The 17167-nt window shown below is 64.7% G+C and carries 16 protein-coding genes; all 16 read left to right on the forward strand.

From position 1 onward, the window contains the following. The first annotated feature begins 74 nt into the window (after positions 1–74). The 16 genes from tilS (at position 75) to GCU53_RS26245 (ending at position 17129) form a co-directional block, all read left to right on the forward strand. Positions 75–1382, forward strand: coding sequence for a tRNA lysidine(34) synthetase TilS (gene tilS, locus GCU53_RS18945; RefSeq protein WP_152388978.1), 1308 nt, complete (start codon positions 75–77; stop codon positions 1380–1382). A gap of 162 nt (positions 1383–1544) precedes the next feature. Next, entirely contained in the window at positions 1545–3176 is a 1632-nt protein-coding gene (locus GCU53_RS18950; protein WP_152388979.1) for a CTP synthase, read from the forward strand. Between the two features lies 1 nt (position 3177). Then, complete coding sequence (gene kdsA / locus GCU53_RS18955; protein WP_152388980.1) at positions 3178–4023, forward strand: 3-deoxy-8-phosphooctulonate synthase; 846 nt, start codon at positions 3178–3180, stop codon at positions 4021–4023. A 40-nt stretch (positions 4024–4063) separates the two neighbouring features. Continuing rightward, entirely contained in the window at positions 4064–5353 is a 1290-nt protein-coding gene (gene eno, locus GCU53_RS18960) for a phosphopyruvate hydratase (protein ID WP_152388981.1), read from the forward strand. Positions 5354–5476: 123 nt separating this feature from the next. Next, positions 5477–5764 (forward strand): cell division protein FtsB, encoded by a 288-nt coding sequence (gene ftsB / locus GCU53_RS18965; protein ID WP_152388982.1) that lies wholly within the window; start codon positions 5477–5479, stop codon positions 5762–5764. Beyond that, entirely contained in the window at positions 5761–6468 is a 708-nt protein-coding gene (gene ispD, locus GCU53_RS18970) for a 2-C-methyl-D-erythritol 4-phosphate cytidylyltransferase (RefSeq protein ID WP_152388983.1), read from the forward strand. The genes ftsB and ispD overlap by 4 nt, the downstream gene beginning before the upstream one ends. A 115-nt stretch (positions 6469–6583) precedes the next feature. Continuing rightward, complete coding sequence (locus tag GCU53_RS18975) at positions 6584–7699, forward strand: S-(hydroxymethyl)glutathione dehydrogenase/class III alcohol dehydrogenase (RefSeq protein WP_152388984.1); 1116 nt, start codon at positions 6584–6586, stop codon at positions 7697–7699. Between the two features lie 80 nt (positions 7700–7779). Further along, the gene (gene fghA / locus GCU53_RS18980) at positions 7780–8625 is read left to right on the forward strand and encodes an S-formylglutathione hydrolase (RefSeq protein ID WP_152388985.1); all 846 of its coding nucleotides are present in this window, start codon (positions 7780–7782) and stop codon (positions 8623–8625) included. A 69-nt stretch (positions 8626–8694) separates the two neighbouring features. Further along, complete coding sequence (ispF, locus tag GCU53_RS18985; protein ID WP_152388986.1) at positions 8695–9168, forward strand: 2-C-methyl-D-erythritol 2,4-cyclodiphosphate synthase; 474 nt, start codon at positions 8695–8697, stop codon at positions 9166–9168. Continuing rightward, complete coding sequence (truD, locus tag GCU53_RS18990; protein ID WP_152388987.1) at positions 9165–10223, forward strand: tRNA pseudouridine(13) synthase TruD; 1059 nt, start codon at positions 9165–9167, stop codon at positions 10221–10223. Before ispF ends, truD begins: the two co-directional genes overlap by 4 nt. Then, positions 10211–10960 (forward strand): 5'/3'-nucleotidase SurE, encoded by a 750-nt coding sequence (gene surE, locus GCU53_RS18995; RefSeq protein WP_152388988.1) that lies wholly within the window; start codon positions 10211–10213, stop codon positions 10958–10960. The genes truD and surE overlap by 13 nt, the downstream gene beginning before the upstream one ends. Further along, positions 10960–11640, forward strand: coding sequence for a protein-L-isoaspartate(D-aspartate) O-methyltransferase (locus tag GCU53_RS19000; RefSeq protein ID WP_152388989.1), 681 nt, complete (start codon positions 10960–10962; stop codon positions 11638–11640). The genes surE and GCU53_RS19000 overlap by 1 nt, the downstream gene beginning before the upstream one ends. A gap of 17 nt (positions 11641–11657) precedes the next feature. Beyond that, positions 11658–12596: a polyprenyl-phosphate transporter gene (locus tag GCU53_RS19005; protein ID WP_152388990.1), complete on the forward strand. Its 939-nt coding sequence runs from the start codon at positions 11658–11660 to the stop codon at positions 12594–12596. A gap of 50 nt (positions 12597–12646) precedes the next feature. Beyond that, positions 12647–13513, forward strand: coding sequence for a peptidoglycan DD-metalloendopeptidase family protein (locus GCU53_RS19010; protein ID WP_152388991.1), 867 nt, complete (start codon positions 12647–12649; stop codon positions 13511–13513). Between the two features lie 99 nt (positions 13514–13612). Continuing rightward, positions 13613–14617 (forward strand): RNA polymerase sigma factor RpoS, encoded by a 1005-nt coding sequence (gene rpoS / locus GCU53_RS19015; RefSeq protein ID WP_152388992.1) that lies wholly within the window; start codon positions 13613–13615, stop codon positions 14615–14617. Positions 14618–15311: 694 nt separating this feature from the next. Further along, positions 15312–17129, forward strand: a complete 1818-nt coding sequence (locus tag GCU53_RS26245; RefSeq protein ID WP_152388993.1) for a methyl-accepting chemotaxis protein — start codon at positions 15312–15314, stop codon at positions 17127–17129. The last annotated feature ends 38 nt before the right edge of the window (positions 17130–17167 follow it).

The raw sequence follows: 17167 nt of genomic DNA on the forward strand, positions 1-17167 counted from the left end.
CCTCTGCCTGGCGACCGGCATGCCGCATGGCGGCTCCCGCTCCGTCGTGTTGAGGCCTTCCAGGTTTCCCCGGCATGTCCCTGGAATCCCGTCTGCTCGCCGCCCTGGCGCCCTGGCGCGATGCGCCGGCCTGGCGCCTGGCCTTCTCCGGCGGGCTGGACTCCACCGTTCTCCTGCATCTGCTGGTACGGCTCGCCCAACATCATGCTCTGCCGCCGCTGACAGTCCTGCATGTCCATCATGGGCTGCAGCGCGTGGCCGACGGCTGGCCGGAGCATTGCCGGCAGGTCTGCGCGCGGCTGGGGGTTCCTCTGGATATCCGCCGGGTTCGGGTCGAGACGGGGGCCAGCCTGGAGCGTGCTGCCCGCGAGGCGCGCTATCGGACCTTCGCCGACGTGCTCGGCGAGGGCGAACTATTGCTGACCGCCCAGCACCGCGACGATCAGGCGGAAACCCTGCTGTTTCGCCTGCTGCGCGGTGCCGGTGTGCGCGGTCTGGCGGCCATGCCGGACGTGCGTCGGCTCGGTCGTGGCTGGCTGGCGCGGCCGCTGCTGGAGGTCTCCCGCAGCGAACTGGAGCAGTATGCCGTCTCGCAGGGCTTGCACTGGGTCGAGGACCCGTCCAACCGGGATCTGCACTTTTCCCGCAATTTCCTGCGTCATCGGATGCTGCCGCTGCTTGCCGAGCGCTGGCCGCAGGCCGTACGGAGCATGGCCCGCAGCGCTGCGCATATGGCCGAAGCGCAGGAGTTGCTGGACGATCTGGCGCGGCTGGATCTGGCCGCCGCCGAGGGGGAGGGCGACTTCGCCTGGCTCGGCCTGCCATCGCTGGCCCGGGTGCCGCTGCTCGGGTTGTCTCCGGCGCGCCAGCGCAATGCCCTGCGCCATTGGCTGGGGTCCTTCACGGCCCTGCCGGACACTGCCCACTGGGCGGGCTGGGAGGCGCTGCGCGATGCGGCGGCGGATGCCTCGCCAGTCTGGCGGCTGGCCAGCGGCGAGTTGCATCGCGCCTCGGGGCGGATCTGGTGGCTTGCCGAGGATTGGCTGCGTCCGCCCGTCGGGCCGCTGTCCTGGAGCCGGCCGGCCGAGCCCCTGATGCTGCCGGGCAATGGTTGCCTGCGGCTGCAGGGCAGGGCGCCGGACGGTCCTCTCGAGGTTCGCTACCGGCGGGGCGGCGAAACGCTGACAGTGCCGGGGCGCGGCCATCGAGACCTCAAGCGGCTGCTCAACGAGCGCGGGCTGCCGGCCTTCGCCCGTGGTCGCCTGCCGCTGCTCTACCGCGGAGGCGAGCTGCTCGCCGTGGCCGCGCTGCCCGGCCTCGACGGGCCGGTCGAGGGGACCTGGCGGCTGCTCTGGAGGCCGCCGGGCAATGTCGAGGTTTGAGCTGAACCCCCCTTTCCGGTAGACTACGCTCCCGTCTTACATTGCTACTGCGGCCTCCGGCCAGGGAACCCGCAGTGCTTTGCTGTTGTCGCACAGTGCGCAATCGCTCCTTCGCTTCCCCGGCGGCGCCAGCCGCTTAAACGCAGACTTCTAGGGTTATTCATGACGCGCTACATCTTCGTCACGGGCGGTGTTGTTTCTTCTTTGGGGAAAGGCATCGCATCGGCATCCTTGGCGGCTATCCTGGAGGCGCGGGGGTTGAAGGTCACCCTGCTCAAACTGGATCCCTACATCAACGTCGATCCGGGCACCATGAGCCCCTTCCAGCACGGAGAGGTGTTCGTCACCCATGACGGGGCTGAGACCGACCTCGACCTGGGGCACTACGAGCGCTTCGTGCGTACCACCATGACCCGCAACAACAACTTCACCACCGGCCGCGTCTACGAGGATGTGCTGCGCCGCGAGCGCCGCGGCGATTACCTGGGGGCCACCATCCAGGTCATCCCGCACATCACCGACGAGATCAAGCGGCGCATCATCAAGGGCGCCGGCAACGCCGACGTGGCCATGGTGGAGATCGGCGGCACCGTCGGCGACATCGAGTCCCAGCCGTTCCTCGAGGCGATCCGTCAACTGCGCCTGGAGGTCGGTGCCAAGCGCGCGATGCTGATCCACCTGACCCTGGTGCCCTACATCGCCACCGCCGGCGAGACCAAGACCAAGCCGACCCAGCACTCGGTGAAGGAGCTGCGCTCGATCGGCCTGCAGCCGGATGTGCTGATCTGTCGCTCCGACCATCCGATCGACATCTCCTCGCGGCGCAAGATCGCCCTCTTCACCAACGTGGAAGAGCGTGCGGTGATCGCCCTGGAGGACGTCGACACCATCTACAAGATTCCTTCGGTGCTGCACGCCCAGGGCCTCGACGACATCGTCGTCGAGCGCTTCGGCCTCGACTGCAGGAGCGCCGATCTCTCCGAATGGGACCGCGTGGTCGATGCCAAGCTGCATCCGGAGAAGGAAGTCACCATCGCCATGGTCGGCAAGTACATGGAGCTGCTGGATGCCTACAAGTCGCTGATCGAGGCCATGGGGCACGCTGGCATCCAGAACCGCACCCGTGTCAACCTGCGCTACATCGACTCGGAAGACATCGAGAATCAGGGCACCGCGCTGCTGGAGGGCGCCGATGCCATCCTGGTGCCGGGTGGCTTCGGCCTGCGCGGTGTGGAAGGCAAGATCGCGGCGGTCAAGTATGCCCGCGAGAACAAGGTTCCCTACCTGGGCATCTGTCTCGGCATGCAGGTGGCGGTCATCGAGTACGCCCGCAACGTGCTGGGCTGGGCGGACGCCAACTCCACCGAGTTCGACAAGGCCTGCGGCCATCCGGTGGTCGGTCTGATCACCGAGTGGCAGGATGCCACTGGCGCCACCGAGACCCGCAGCGAGTCCTCCGACCTGGGTGGAACCATGCGCCTTGGGGCCCAGGACTGCCAGCTGGAGGAGGTCTCCCAGGTACGCCAATGCTACGGCAAGGATGTGATCGTCGAGCGTCACCGCCACCGCTACGAGGTCAACAACAACCTGTTGCCGCAACTGACCGAGGCCGGCCTCAAGATCACCGGCCGCTCCGGTGACGGCGCGTTGGTGGAGGTGATCGAGGTGGCCGACCATCCCTGGTTCGTCGCCTGCCAGTTCCACCCGGAATTCACCTCGACCCCGCGCGACGGCCATCCGCTGTTCAGCGGCTTCGTCAATGCCGCGCTTGCGCAGAAAGCCCGGAAGGCCTGACATGACCCAGAAGACCATTCGAGTCGGCTCTATCGAGATCGCCAACGACAAACCCATGGTGCTGTTCGGCGGGATGAACGTGCTGGAGTCCCGCGATCTGGCGCTGAAGGTCTGCGAGGAGTACGTGCGGGTCACCGAGAAACTCGGCATTCCCTACGTGTTCAAGGCCAGCTTCGACAAGGCCAACCGCTCGTCGATCACGTCCTTCCGCGGCCCCGGTCTGGAAGAGGGCATGCGGATCTTCGAAGAGGTGAAGAAGGCCTTCGGCGTGCCGGTGCTCACCGACGTGCACGAACCCTGGCAGGCGGCTCCGGTGGCGGAGGTCTGCGACATCCTCCAGTTGCCGGCCTTCCTGTCTCGGCAGACCGACCTGGTGGTCGCCATGGCCAAAACCTCCGCGGTGATCAACATCAAGAAGGCCCAGTTCCTCGCCCCTCAGGAGATGAAGCACATCCTCGGAAAGTGCGAGGAGGCCGGCAACGAGCAACTGATCCTCTGCGAGCGCGGCACCTCCTTCGGCTACAACAACCTGGTGGTCGACATGCTTGGCTTCGGCATCATGAAGCAGTTCGGATACCCGGTGTTCTTCGACGTGACCCATGCCCTGCAGATGCCGGGCGGACGCGCCGATTCCGCTGGTGGCCGCCGCGCCCAGGTCTCCGACCTGGCCAAGGCCGGTATCAGCCAGGGGCTGGCCGGATTGTTCCTCGAGGCCCATCCGGACCCCGAGAATGCCAAGTGCGACGGTCCCTGCGCCCTGCGCCTGGACAAGCTCGAGCCCTTCCTCGCTCAACTCGCGCAGCTGGATGCGCTGGTCAAGAAATTCCCGCCAATCGAAACTGCTTGAACCCTGTCGCTTGCAGCTATCTATGGAGTGTTGAACAACAATGGCAAAGATCGTCGACATCAAGGGACGCGAAGTGCTCGACTCCCGTGGCAACCCCACCGTGGAAGCCGACGTGATTCTCGACAATGGCATCATCGGCAGTGCCTGCGCCCCTTCCGGTGCCTCCACCGGCTCCCGCGAGGCACTGGAGCTGCGTGACGGTGACAAGGCCCGTTATCTGGGCAAGGGCGTGCTGAAGGCCGTGGCCAACGTCAACGGCCCCATTCGCGACCTGCTGCTGGGCAAGGATCCGGCCGACCAAAAGGCACTGGACCAGGCGATGATCGAGCTGGACGGCACCGAGAACAAGGCCAGCCTGGGCGCCAACGCGATCCTCGCCGTGTCCCTCGCCGCCGCCAAGGCTGCCGCCAAGGACAAGGGCGTGCCGCTGTATGCGCACATCGCCGATCTGAATGGCACCCCGGGCGTCTACTCCATGCCGGTGCCGATGATGAACATCATCAACGGCGGCGAACATGCCGACAACAACGTCGACATTCAGGAGTTCATGGTACAGCCGGTCGGCGCCAAGACCTTCGCCGACGCGCTGCGCATGGGCGCCGAGATCTTCCACCACCTCAAGGCCGTGCTGAAGGCCCGTGGCCTCAATACCGCAGTGGGTGACGAGGGCGGCTTCGCGCCGAACCTGGCCTCCAACGAGGATGCCCTGGCCGCCATCGCCGAGGCGGTCGAGAAAGCCGGCTACAAGCTGGGCAGCGACGTGACCCTGGCCCTGGACTGCGCTTCCAGCGAGTTCTACAAGGACGGCAAGTACGACCTGGCCGGCGAGGGCAAGGTGTTCGACGCCGCCGGCTTCGCCGATTACCTGGCCGGCCTGACCCAGCGCTATCCGATCATCTCCATCGAGGACGGCATGGACGAGTCCGACTGGGCCGGCTGGAAGGGGCTGACCGACAAGATCGGTGCCAAGGTGCAACTGGTCGGCGACGACCTGTTCGTGACCAACACCAAGATCCTCAAGGAGGGCATCGAGAAGGGCATCGCCAACTCGATCCTGATCAAGTTCAACCAGATCGGCTCGCTGACCGAAACCCTGGAGGCCATCCAGATGGCCAAGGCTGCCGGCTACACCGCGGTGATCTCGCATCGCTCCGGCGAAACCGAGGACAGCACCATCGCCGATCTGGCCGTGGGCACCGCTGCCGGCCAGATCAAAACCGGCTCGCTGTGCCGCTCCGACCGCGTGTCCAAGTACAACCAGCTCCTGCGCATCGAGGAGCAACTGGGCGCCAAGGCTCCCTACAAGGGGCGTGCCGAGTTCCGCAGCTGATCTCGCGGTAGGCTTTGAAAAGGGGCGGCGCAAGCTGCCCCTTTTCGTATGTCAGGCGAGCCAATCCAATGAGCGGAGGCCTGGAGAGGCCTCTGTGCCCCGGTACCCAAGCGAAGTGTCGACATGTCATTCCTGCGTAGTCACTACTGGCTTTTCGTCGTGCTGGCCCTGCTGCTGGGGGGGCTGCAGTATCGCCTGTGGGTGGGCGATGGCAGCCTGGCGCAGGTGGCGGACCTGAAGCGGCAGATCGCCGAGCAACAGAGCGAGAACAAGCTCCTGCACGAGCGCAACCGGATTCTCGAGGCCGAGGTGCGCGAGCTGAAGAAGGGGATGGAGACCGTCGAGGAACGCGCCCGCCATGAGCTCGGCATGGTCAAGGACGGCGAAACCCTCTATCAGTTGACCAAATGAACATTTCCGACCTGCCATTCTTCTGGGTCGTGATCCCGGCGGCCGGCATCGGCAGCCGCATGCGCGCCGATCGTCCCAAGCAATATCTGCCGCTCGGCGGCAGGACCATTCTCGAACATACCCTCGACTGCTTTCTCGGCCATCCCCGCCTGAAGGGGCTGGCGGTCAGCCTGGCGGCAGACGATCCCTACTGGCCGCAGCTGTCCTGCGCCGCCGATGGGCGCATCCTGCGCGCCGCCGGCGGCCGCGAGCGTGCCGATTCGGTATTCAATGCCCTGCAACTGCTCGCCGGGCAGGGCGCGGATGCCACTGATTGGGTGCTGGTGCACGATGCCGCACGACCCAATCTGGCGCGATCCGACCTGGACCGGCTGCTGGCCGAACTGGCCGACGATCCGGTGGGCGGCCTGTTGGCGGTGCCGGCGCGGGACACCCTCAAGCGCATCGATGCCGACGGCCGGGTGCGCGAGACCGTGGAGCGTTCGGTGATCTGGCAGGCTTATACGCCGCAGATGTTTCGCTTCGGTGCGTTGCGTCAGGCACTGGGCGATGCATTGCGGGCCGGCGTGGCGATCACCGATGAATCCTCTGCGATGGAATGGGCTGGACACGCCCCGCGCCTGATCGAGGGGCGTGCGGACAACCTGAAGATCACCCGTCCTGAGGATCTGGAGTGGCTGGCCCGGCGCTGGGTGGACACCTGAGCGCCCAGTCACTGCTCGTCGGAAGGGCTGGCGGGAATCTTTTCCCGATGACCGGTCATCCTCTCCGACCCTTGAATTAGACTTCTGCTTTTCCAACGCATCGAGATTGCCTGTCATGACCATCAAATCCCGTGCCGCCGTCGCTTTCGGCCCGAACCAGCCGCTGCAAGTCGTCGAAGTGGATGTGGAGCCGCCGAAGAAGGGCGAGGTGCTGGTGCGCATTGTCGCCTCCGGGGTCTGCCATACCGATGCCTATACCCTGTCGGGCCAGGACTCCGAAGGCGTGTTTCCGTGCATCCTGGGTCACGAGGGCGGCGGTATCGTCGAGGCTGTGGGCGAAGGCGTCACCTCCCTGCAGGTGGGCGACCACGTGATACCGCTGTATACCGCCGAGTGCCGCGAGTGCAAGTTCTGCAAATCCGGCAAGACCAACCTGTGCCAGGCGGTGCGCGCCACCCAGGGCAAGGGCCTGATGCCGGATGGCACCACCCGGTTCAGCTACCAGGGCCAGCCGATCTACCACTACATGGGGTGCTCGACTTTCTCCGAGTACACTGTGTTGCCGGAAATCTCCCTGGCCAGGATCCCCAAGGACGCGCCGCTGGAGAAGGTCTGCCTGCTCGGCTGCGGCGTGACCACCGGCATCGGTGCGGTGCTCAACACCGCCAAGGCCACCGAGGGCTCCACCGTGGCCATCTTCGGCCTGGGCGGCATCGGTCTGGCGGCGATCATCGGCGCGAAGATGGCCAAGGCTTTGCGGATCATCGGCATCGACATCAACCCGGCCAAGTTCGAAGTCGCCAGGCAGCTGGGCGCCACCGACTTCGTCAACCCGAAGGAACACGCGAAGCCGATCCAGGAGGTCATCGTCGAGATGACCGACGGTGGCGTGGACTACAGCTTCGAGTGCGTCGGCAACGTGCAACTGATGCGTGCGGCGCTGGAGTGCTGCCACAAGGGCTGGGGCGAGTCGACCATCATCGGCGTGGCCGGCGCCGGCCAGGAGATCAGCACCCGGCCGTTCCAGCTGGTCACCGGGCGGGTCTGGCGCGGCAGCGCCTTCGGCGGCGTGAAGGGGCGCACCGAGCTGCCGAGCTATGTGGAAAAGGCGCAGAAGGGCGAAATCCCGCTGGACACCTTCATCACCCACACCATGGGCCTGGAGGATATCAACAAGGCTTTCGACCTGATGCACGAGGGCAAGAGCATCCGTACCGTCATTCACTTCTGAAGGGGACGGCTGCAGGCCTCGTGACCTCGTCCACGCTCCGGCGTGGACGCTCCATTCCGGGATACTGCTCAGGAGCATCCATGACTCTCGAATTGCTCTCCAGCCAGAAAAGCTTCGGCGGCCGGCACAACCGCTACCGTCACCGCTCCGACACCCTGCAGTGCGACATGGTGTTCGCCGTCTACCTGCCGCCGCAGGCAGGGCAGGGCGGCCTGCTGCCGGTGCTCTACTGGCTGTCGGGACTGACCTGCACCGACGAGAATTTCATGCAGAAGGCCGGTGCGCATCGGCTCGCCGCCGAGCTCGGCCTGGTGCTGGTCGCACCGGACACCAGCCCGCGCGGTGCCGATGTGCCGGGCGATCCGGACGGCGCCTGGGACTTCGGCCATGGCGCCGGCTTCTACCTGAATGCCAGCCAGGAGCCCTGGGCGCAGCATTACCGCATGCACGACTACGTGGTGCATGAGCTGCCGGCCCTGGTCGAAGCCGGCTTTCCGGTGAGCGATCGGCGGGGCATCAGCGGACACTCCATGGGCGGCCATGGCGCGCTGGTCTGCGCCCTGCGCAATCCGGGGCGCTACCGCTCGCTGTCGGCCTTCGCGCCGATCGCCAACCCGATCAACTGCCCTTGGGGCGAGAAGGCCTTCAGCCGCTATCTGGGCGCAGACCGCAAAACTTGGAAGAGCTGGGATGCCTGCGCACTGCTCGCCGAGGCTCGGGAGCGTCTGCCGATCCTGGTCGACCAGGGCGATGCCGACGGCTTTCTCGCCGACCAGCTCAGGCCCGAGGCCCTGCAGGCTGCGGCGGCCACCGCTGGCTATCCCCTGACCGTGCGTCTGCAACCCGGCTACGACCACAGCTACTACTTCATCGCCAGCTTCATCGATGACCATCTGCGTCATCATGCCACTGAGCTGAATCTGTAGGCACAGGCAGGCTTTTGCCGGGCGCAAGTCCTGTAGAATCGCGGCCCGACTTCTCAGGGCGTTCTTATCATGCGTATCGGCCACGGCTATGACGTGCACCGCTTCGCCGAGGGAGATTTCGTCACCCTCGGCGGGGTACGAATTCTCCACCGTTTCGGGCTGCTCGCCCATTCCGACGGCGATGTGCTGCTGCATGCGCTCTGTGACGCGCTGCTCGGCGCCGCAGCGCTGGGCGATATCGGCCGGCACTTTCCGGACAACGACCCGCAGTTCAAGGGAGCCGACAGCCGCGTGCTGCTGCGCCACGTCGTGGCGCTGGTACGGGAAAAGGACTGGCGGGTCGGCAACGTCGACGCCACCATCGTCGCCCAGGCGCCGAAGATGGCTCCGCATATCGAACAGATGCGCCTGCTGATCGCCGAGGACCTGCAGGTGAGTGTGGAGCAGGTCAACGTCAAGGCCACCACCACCGAGAAACTCGGTTTCACCGGCCGCGAGGAGGGTATCGCCGTGCATGCGGTGGCCCTGCTGCTGCCGCTATGAGCGAACTCGAACTGCTCGGTCCCAGGGCGTATGGCGAAGCCTGCGGCCAGGCGCTGCTCAAGGCCTGTGCAGAGGACTTCCAGGTCGACGAGGTGCTGGATATCCCGCTGAGCGGGCAGGGCGAGCATCTCTGGCTATGGGTGGAGAAGCGCGGGTTGAACACCGAGGAGGCAGCAAGGCGTCTGGCCCGTGCCGCCGGAGTGCCGCTGAAGGCAGTCAGCTATGCCGGCCTGAAGGATCGTCAGGCACTGACCCGCCAGTGGTTCAGCCTGCACCTGCCGGGCAAGGCCGATCCCGATCTCGCTGCTGCGGAAGGCGACGACCTGCGCATCCTCGAGCGCATCCGCCACTTGCGGAAGCTGCAGCGCGGCGCCCATGCGGCCAACGGCTTCACCCTGCGGCTAACCAGTCTCGCCGCCGATCGCCCGGCGCTGGATGCGCGTTTGGAGCGGCTTGGCCGCGAGGGGGTGCCCAACTACTTCGGCCTGCAGCGCTTCGGCCACGATGGTGGCAATCTCGCCGCGGCCCGGGCCTTCGCCGCGCAGCGGGAGCTGCCGGGCCAGCGCAACCTGCGCTCGCGGCTGCTCTCGGCGGCACGCAGCTACCTGTTCAACCAGGTGCTGGCCGAGCGGGTCGCAGCAGGCAACTGGAACCGGGCGCAGCCGGGGGACCTGCTGGCCTTCACCGACAGCCGCAGCTTCTTTCTGGCGGGAGAGGCCGAATGCGCGGACCCGCGCCTGGCGCTGCTCGACCTGCATCCCACCGGACCGCTCTGGGGCGCGGGCGACTCTCCGGCCGGCGCGGCTGCCAAGGCGCTGGAGGAAGCCGTCGGCCGGCGCGAGGCGCCGTTGTGCGACTGGCTGGGAGATGCAGGCCTGGTGCACGAACGGCGCATCCTGCGCCTCCCCATCGACCGGCTGGCGTGGCATTATCCCACTACCGACATCTTGCAACTGGAATTCGCCCTGCCGGCCGGCTGCTTCGCCACTGTTGTGGTTCGCGAGCTCGTCGATCTGTTGCCGGCGGGCCCAATGGACACTTCATGCGTATTCTGATCGCCAACGACGACGGGGTTTATGCTCCCGGCATAGCCGCGCTTCACGACGCCCTGGCCGACATGGCCGAGTGTGTGGTCGTCGCCCCCATCAAGGACATGAGTGGCGTCAGCAGTTCGCTGACCCTGGACCGGCCGCTGCACCCGCAGCCGCTGCCGAGTGGCTTCATTGCCCTCGACGGAACCCCCACCGACTGCGTCCACCTGGGACTCAACGGCCTGCTGGACCCGGTCCCGGATATGGTGGTGTCCGGCATCAACCTGGGCGCCAATCTGGGGGACGACGTGCTCTATTCGGGGACCGTGGCTGCGGCCATCGAGGGACGCTTCTGCAACCGGCCGGCCTTCGCCTTCTCGCTGCTATCGCGTGAGCCGGACAACCTGCCCACGGCCGGGCACATCGCCCGCATCCTGGTCGAGCATCATGAGCAGCTCAAGCTGCCGCCCCGTACCGTGCTCAGCGTGAACGTTCCCAACCTGCCCTTGGACCATATCCGCGGCATCCGCCTGTGCCGCCTCGGTCACCGGGCCCGGGCCAAGGCACCGGTCAAGGTGGTCAATCCACGCGGCAGGGAAGGCTACTGGATCTCGGTGGCCGGCGATGTCGAAGATGGTGGGCCGGGAACTGATTTCCATGCCGTGATGCAGGGCTATGTATCCATCACTCCGCTACAGCTCGACCGCACCTTCCACGAGGCCTTCGCCGGCCTCGACAGCTGGCTGGAGGACTTGCTCTGATGCGCCGCCGGCCTGAAGACCTGCTGCACAGCGGCATCGGCATGACTTCGCAGCGTACCCGCGAACGGCTGATCCAGCGTCTCTGCGAGGAGGGGCTGTCCAGTGCCGCGGTGCTCGAAGTGATCCGCCGCACACCACGCCATCTGTTCGTCGACGAGGCCCTGGCGCATCGGGCCTACGAGGACACCGCTCTGCCGATCGGCCACAACCAGACGATTTCCCAGCCTTACATGGTCGGTCGCATGACCGAGCTGCTGCTTGCCGGCGGCTCGCTCGACAAGGTGCTGGAGATCGGCACCGGTTCCGGTTACCAGACCGCGGTACTGGCGCAACTGGTGGAGCGGGTGTTCTCCGTCGAGCGGATCCAGACGCTGCAGGAGCGTGCCAAGGCGCGGCTGCTCGAACTCGGGCTGCGCAATGTGGTCTTTCGCTGGGGCGATGGCTGGGAGGGCTGGCCGGCGCTGGCAACCTACAATGGCATCATGGTCACTGCCGCCGCTTCGGATGTCCCTCCGGCATTGCTGGAGCAGCTGGCTCCCGGCGGGCGTCTGGTGATTCCGGTCGGCATCGGCGACGAACAGCAGCTGTTGCTGATCGTGCGCGAGTCCGATGGCAGCTTTCGCCGCCATGTACTGGAGACCGTGCGGTTCGTGCCCTTGCTCCAAGGCTCCTTGTTCTGACCGTTCGGATGGACTCCGTGAAAGCTTCTCTGCTGCTTTTCCTGAAAGGCGCCGCCATGGGGGCGGCCGACGTCGTACCCGGCGTCTCCGGTGGTACCGTCGCCTTCATCACCGGTATCTATGATGAATTGCTGCACTCCATCGGTCGTCTGCCCGACGCGCTGCCGCTGCTGTTGCGCGGGCGTGTCGCGGAGGCCTGGCAGCGTGCCAATGCGACCTTCCTGCTGATCCTGCTGAGCGGCATCCTGGGCAGTGTGTTCAGCCTGGCGCGCTTGATCACCTGGCTGCTGGAGCATCAGCCGATCCCGCTCTGGTCGTTCTTCTTCGGCCTGATCCTGGTGTCGAGCTGGCTGGTCGGGCGCGAGATCAGCCGCTGGAGCTGGCCGAGCTGGCTGAGCCTCGTGGTGGGCGCATCGCTCGCCTGGTGGATCACCGTGTCGGCGCCGATGCAATGGGGACACGACCCGCTGAGCCTGTTCTTTGCCGGCGCCATCGCCATCTGCGCGATGATCCTGCCGGGGATTTCCGGCAGCTTCCTGCTGGTGCTGATGGGGCTGTATGGCTTCGTGCTCGATGCGGTCAAGGGGTTCGATCTGTCCGTGCTGCTGGTGTTCGCCGCCGGCTGTGCCTGCGGCCTGCTCAGCTTCGCCCGTCTGCTGAGCTGGATGCTGGACAACATACGCAACCTGACCCTGACCTTTCTCACCGGCCTGATGATCGGTTCGCTGAACAAGGTCTGGCCCTGGAAGCAGACGCTGGCTTGGCAGACCGGCAGTCATGGGAAGCCTGTGGCGATACTGCAGGAAAACCTGCTGCCGACCGACTTCGCTGCCGTCAGCGGGCAGGATCCGCAGCTGTTGCTCGCCATTGTCCTGGCCCTGTCCGGTATCGGACTGGTGCTGTTCCTCGAGTCGCTGGCAGGGCGCCGCCAGCCGGCAGGCAATGCGGCCGAGTAGCCAGGGCTCGTCTGAATTCCAGAGTCACGTCATCGAAAGGGGATGCACGGGTGCGTTTCAGAGTTCTTCAATTTCGGATTGGCGGTCGTATTTCCCGGCTTGCGCTGGGAGGGGTCGCCTTCACCCTGCTGTTGGCCGGTTGTGCCAACTCCTCCCGGGATAACGTGCAGGTGGTGGAGCGCCAGGAGGTTCCGCGCGTCACCAGCGGTCACCATGTGGTCAGTCGTGGCGAGTCGATCTCATCCATCGCCATGCGCTATGGCTGGGACTGGCGGGAGCTGGCCGCCCGCAATGGCATCGCCGCACCCTATATGATCCATCCGGGCCAGAAAATTCAGCTGGGGCCGGTGCAGCAGACCGGCGCCTCGCCGGTCGTTCGGCAGCCGGCTCCGGCTCCGGTTCCGGCAGCGGCCAGGGCTCCAGTCGCCTCCCCGACGAGCCCGCCTGCCATGGCGGCGCCTCAGGTCAGGCCGGCTCCCGAGAAAGTCCAGCCGAAACCTGCGCCAACGGCGCCTGTCGCGCAGCCGGCGGCGCCTGCCCGATCGCCCTCGGGCTGGGCCTGGCCGGCCGAGGGGCCTTTGGTGGGACGCTTTTCCTCAAACGGCAGTTTGAATAAAGGCATTGATATCGGCGGTCAATTGGGCCAGCCTGTTCTGGCTGCGTCTGATGGATCGGTTGTGTACGCCGGAGGTGGTTTGCGGGGCTACGGCGAGCTGATCATCATCAAGCATAGCGACATTTACGTCAGTGCCTACGGCCATAACCGCAGGCTGCTGGTTCGGGAAGGACAACAGGTCAAGGCGGGGCAGGTTATTGCCGAGATGGGATCGACGGGCACTGATCGGGTGAAGCTCCATTTCGAGATTCGCCGCCAGGGAAAACCAGTGAATCCTCTGCAATATCTACCTTCGCGCTGAACCGTCGCAGCCCGTTCCAGTCAGAAATAAGGGCTCAGGTATCCGCCATGGGATGGTGGCGCCGGAGCTTGTTGTTGAACATAGCAGGGGACAGCAACGATGGCTCTCAATATAAAAGCAAAAGAAGCGCCGGAGTTTGATGTGGACGATGATGTGCTCCTGATGGATGCCGATATCGTGCTGGAGGATGTCCTGGACGAAGAGCCGGACCTTCCTGTCGCGAAATCCAAGCAGGCGAACCTGAAGCAGCACAAATACATCGACTACAGTAGGGCGCTGGATGCGACCCAGCTCTACCTCAATGAAATCGGCTTCTCGCCGCTGCTGACGCCGGCGGAAGAGGTGCATTTCGCACGGCTGGCGCAGCGGGGCGACCCGGCTGGCCGCAAGCGGATGATCGAAAGCAACCTGCGACTGGTGGTCAAGATCGCCCGCCGCTATGTCAACCGCGGTCTGTCGCTGCTCGATCTGATCGAGGAGGGCAATCTGGGCCTGATCAGGGCGGTGGAAAAGTTCGACCCGGAACGCGGCTTCCGTTTCTCGACCTACGCTACCTGGTGGATTCGCCAGACCATCGAACGGGCCATCATGAACCAGACCCGGACCATCCGTCTGCCGATCCATGTGGTCAAGGAGCTCAACGTCTATCTGAGGGCGGCGCGCGAGCTGACCCAGAAGCTCGATCACGAGCCTTCGGCCGAGGAGATCGCCAACCTGCTGGAGAAGCCGGTCGCCGAGGTCAAGCGCATGCTCGGACTCAACGAGCGAGTCACCTCCGTCGATGTCTCGCTGGGCCCGGACTCGGACAAGACCCTGCTCGACGTGCTGACCGATGATCGTCCCTCCGATCCTTGCGATCTGCTGCAGGACGATGATTTGTCGCAGAGCATAGACCAGTGGTTGTTCGATCTGACCGAGAAGCAGCGGGAAGTGGTGGTGCGCCGCTTCGGTCTGCGCGGTCACGAGAGCTGTACGCTGGAGGAGGTGGGCCAGGAGATCGGTCTGACCCGCGAGCGGGTACGTCAAATCCAGGTCGAAGCGCTCAAGCGCCTGCGGGAGATTCTCGAGAAGAATGGCCTTTCCAGCGATGCGCTGTTCCAGTGAGGGCTTCGCTGGAGAAAAATCAGATAGCAAAGCAATCGCACATATGACTAGCCGGAAAGGCCCCGGCTAGCCGGCTAGTTGGTGTGCGAGTCTCGCAGGTGCAAGCCAATATGTAGCGCCTGTGTACTGCTGTAAGAGCAATTGAGCGGCTTGCAGCTCGTGATCCGTACGGACTCGAAAGGGTGGAAGTGTGGCTTCCGCCCTTTTTCATTTTCTGCGGCAGACTTTGATCGCTCCAGAACGATTGGCGGAAAGCTTGTCGGCCAATCACTCGCCTGCCTTTCGAGCCCAAAGGACAGGAGCCGGCTTCTCCGTGCTCCTCTGCATCATCCGGCCTGCTTTTCGCTCTATGGGGGCATGGTTCACGAGAGAGTGAGCATGCCTCGATCGCGGCTGACCGGCCAAGCGCCCTTGCTCCATACCAATGGTGCTTCTGTGCGGGGGACGCAATAGGTCGAAGCGCTTCCGATTGGTGTTTCCCGGTACGCTTTAATGGCGTAAAGCTATCAATGTGCCCTGGAAATTTTGTCGGAAAGCCTGCATTTTTTGTGCTGTCCCGGAAAATCGGGCTCTGCAAAATGTGGCTCATTTCTTGCAAAATCCTAATTTAGAGTTCTCCCCTATGGCAGCCCATACCTGACCGCTGCCTCTCCATGGCGCTCCACTCCCTGCATGCATATCCAAGGTAGTCGACATGAAGTCCAGTTGTCTTGTTACCCAGCATGAATACGAGTTGAGGGACGATCAGAACCTGCTCTCCAGGACTGACCTGAATGGACGCATCACCTACGCCGCACCCGGCTTCATCGAGGCCAGCGGCTACAGCCGAGAGGAGTTGATCGGTGCACCCCATAGTCTGGTACGTCACCCGGACATGCCTGGAGAGGCCTTCGCCAATCTCTGGGAAACCCTCCAGCACGGAGAGGTCTGGACGGGACTGGTCAAAAACCGTCGCAAGAATGGAGATTTCTACTGGGTTCGCGCCAATGTGGCGCCAATCATCGAAAGCGGCAAGGTGCTTGGCTATTCGTCGGTCCGCGTCAAGGCCAGTCCTCAGGAGCGGGCAGAAGCCGAGCGGGTCTACGCGCGGATTCGTGCAGGCGACACCCGGGGCATCCGCCTCGAACGTGGAGCCATCGTTCGAACGGGGATTCCCGGATGGTTCCGGCACCTCAATACGAGTGCCTTCAAGGTCTGTCTGAGCGGCATGATCGGCCTGAATCTGGTATTGCTCGCCATCTGTATCGGTCTTGGTTATCTCGGATACGAGCGGGCCGGCAGCTATATCCAGCAGCTCCAGGCAGACTTGGAGGGCAGTACTTCAGCCACGCTTTTGGTGGCCCTGCAGGATCATCAGCAAAGTCTTTTCTGGGCCCAGCTGGGGTTGCTTCTGCTGGTTGGTTCGGTGATGTCGGTGGCTGGTCTGGCAGTAATGCGTGGCTTCCTGCGCCAGCTTCGGGAGGCCGTGGATTTTTCCATGCAGATCGCCACTGGCAATCTTGCGGCCACGCCGCCAGCTCCGACGAGCAGCGAGATCGGCACGCTGATGGACATGCTGATCATCATGCGCAAGAGCCTCAGCAATATCGTCACCGACGTCTATCAGTGCCTGGGGGAGGTTCAGCCGGCGACCCAGTCGATCGCCAAGGGCAACGTCGATCTGTCCGGGCGTACCGAGCAACAGGCGGGCGCCCTGCAGCAGACTGCTTCGAGCATGGAGCAGATTACCGCCACCGTGCAGCAGAACGCAGCCAATGCGCGGCAAGCCAGCGCCTTGTCCAATAGTGCCGCCGCGGAGGTGCAGGCCACCGGCTCGGCGATGAAGTCGGTGGTGCAGAGCATGGAGCGGATCAGTACCAGCTCCGCAAAGATCGCCGAAATCATCCAGGTCATCGACAGCATCGCCTTCCAGACCAACATTCTTGCCCTCAATGCCTCGGTCGAGGCCGCCCGGGCCGGCGAGCACGGGCGTGGTTTCGCGGTGGTCGCCAGCGAGGTGCACAACCTCGCTACCCGGAGCGCAGCTGCCGCGCAAGATGTACGGGCGCTGATCGAGCTGTCGGGTCGCGAGGTTCATGCCGGCGAGCAGCATGTCGCAAAGGCCGAAGCAGCCATCCAGCAGGTGGTCGAGGCGGTGCTCAGGGTCAACGGCATCATGAACGAGATTGCCGCAGCCTCGGATGAGCAGACCCGCGGCATCGAGCTGGTCAACCAGGCGGTCGCGCAGATGGACGAAGTCACCCAGCGCAACGCCGAACTGGTCCAGCAGTCGGCCAGGAATGCCGCGAACCTGGATACCCAGGTGGCCGACCTGTCCAACGTGATCTCGGTGCTGAGGCTCGGCGGACGGGGCCTGGAGCATGTGAGCCGCGAGGCTCGCTTCGCCGCCCGTGCCGCTCGGCGGCACAGCGAGACTGGTCGGATTGTTGCTGCCAGAAGCGGCAAGGTGGGTTCGCTTCCCAAGCCAGGAGGCGCTGCCGCCACACCTCAAGAACAATGGACTGGATTCTGAGCGTCTTGCCCCAACGAAAAGGGCCCGCCGATTGGCGG

This window comes from Azotobacter salinestris, assembly GCF_009363155.1.
Lineage (GTDB): Bacteria > Pseudomonadota > Gammaproteobacteria > Pseudomonadales > Pseudomonadaceae > Azotobacter > Azotobacter salinestris.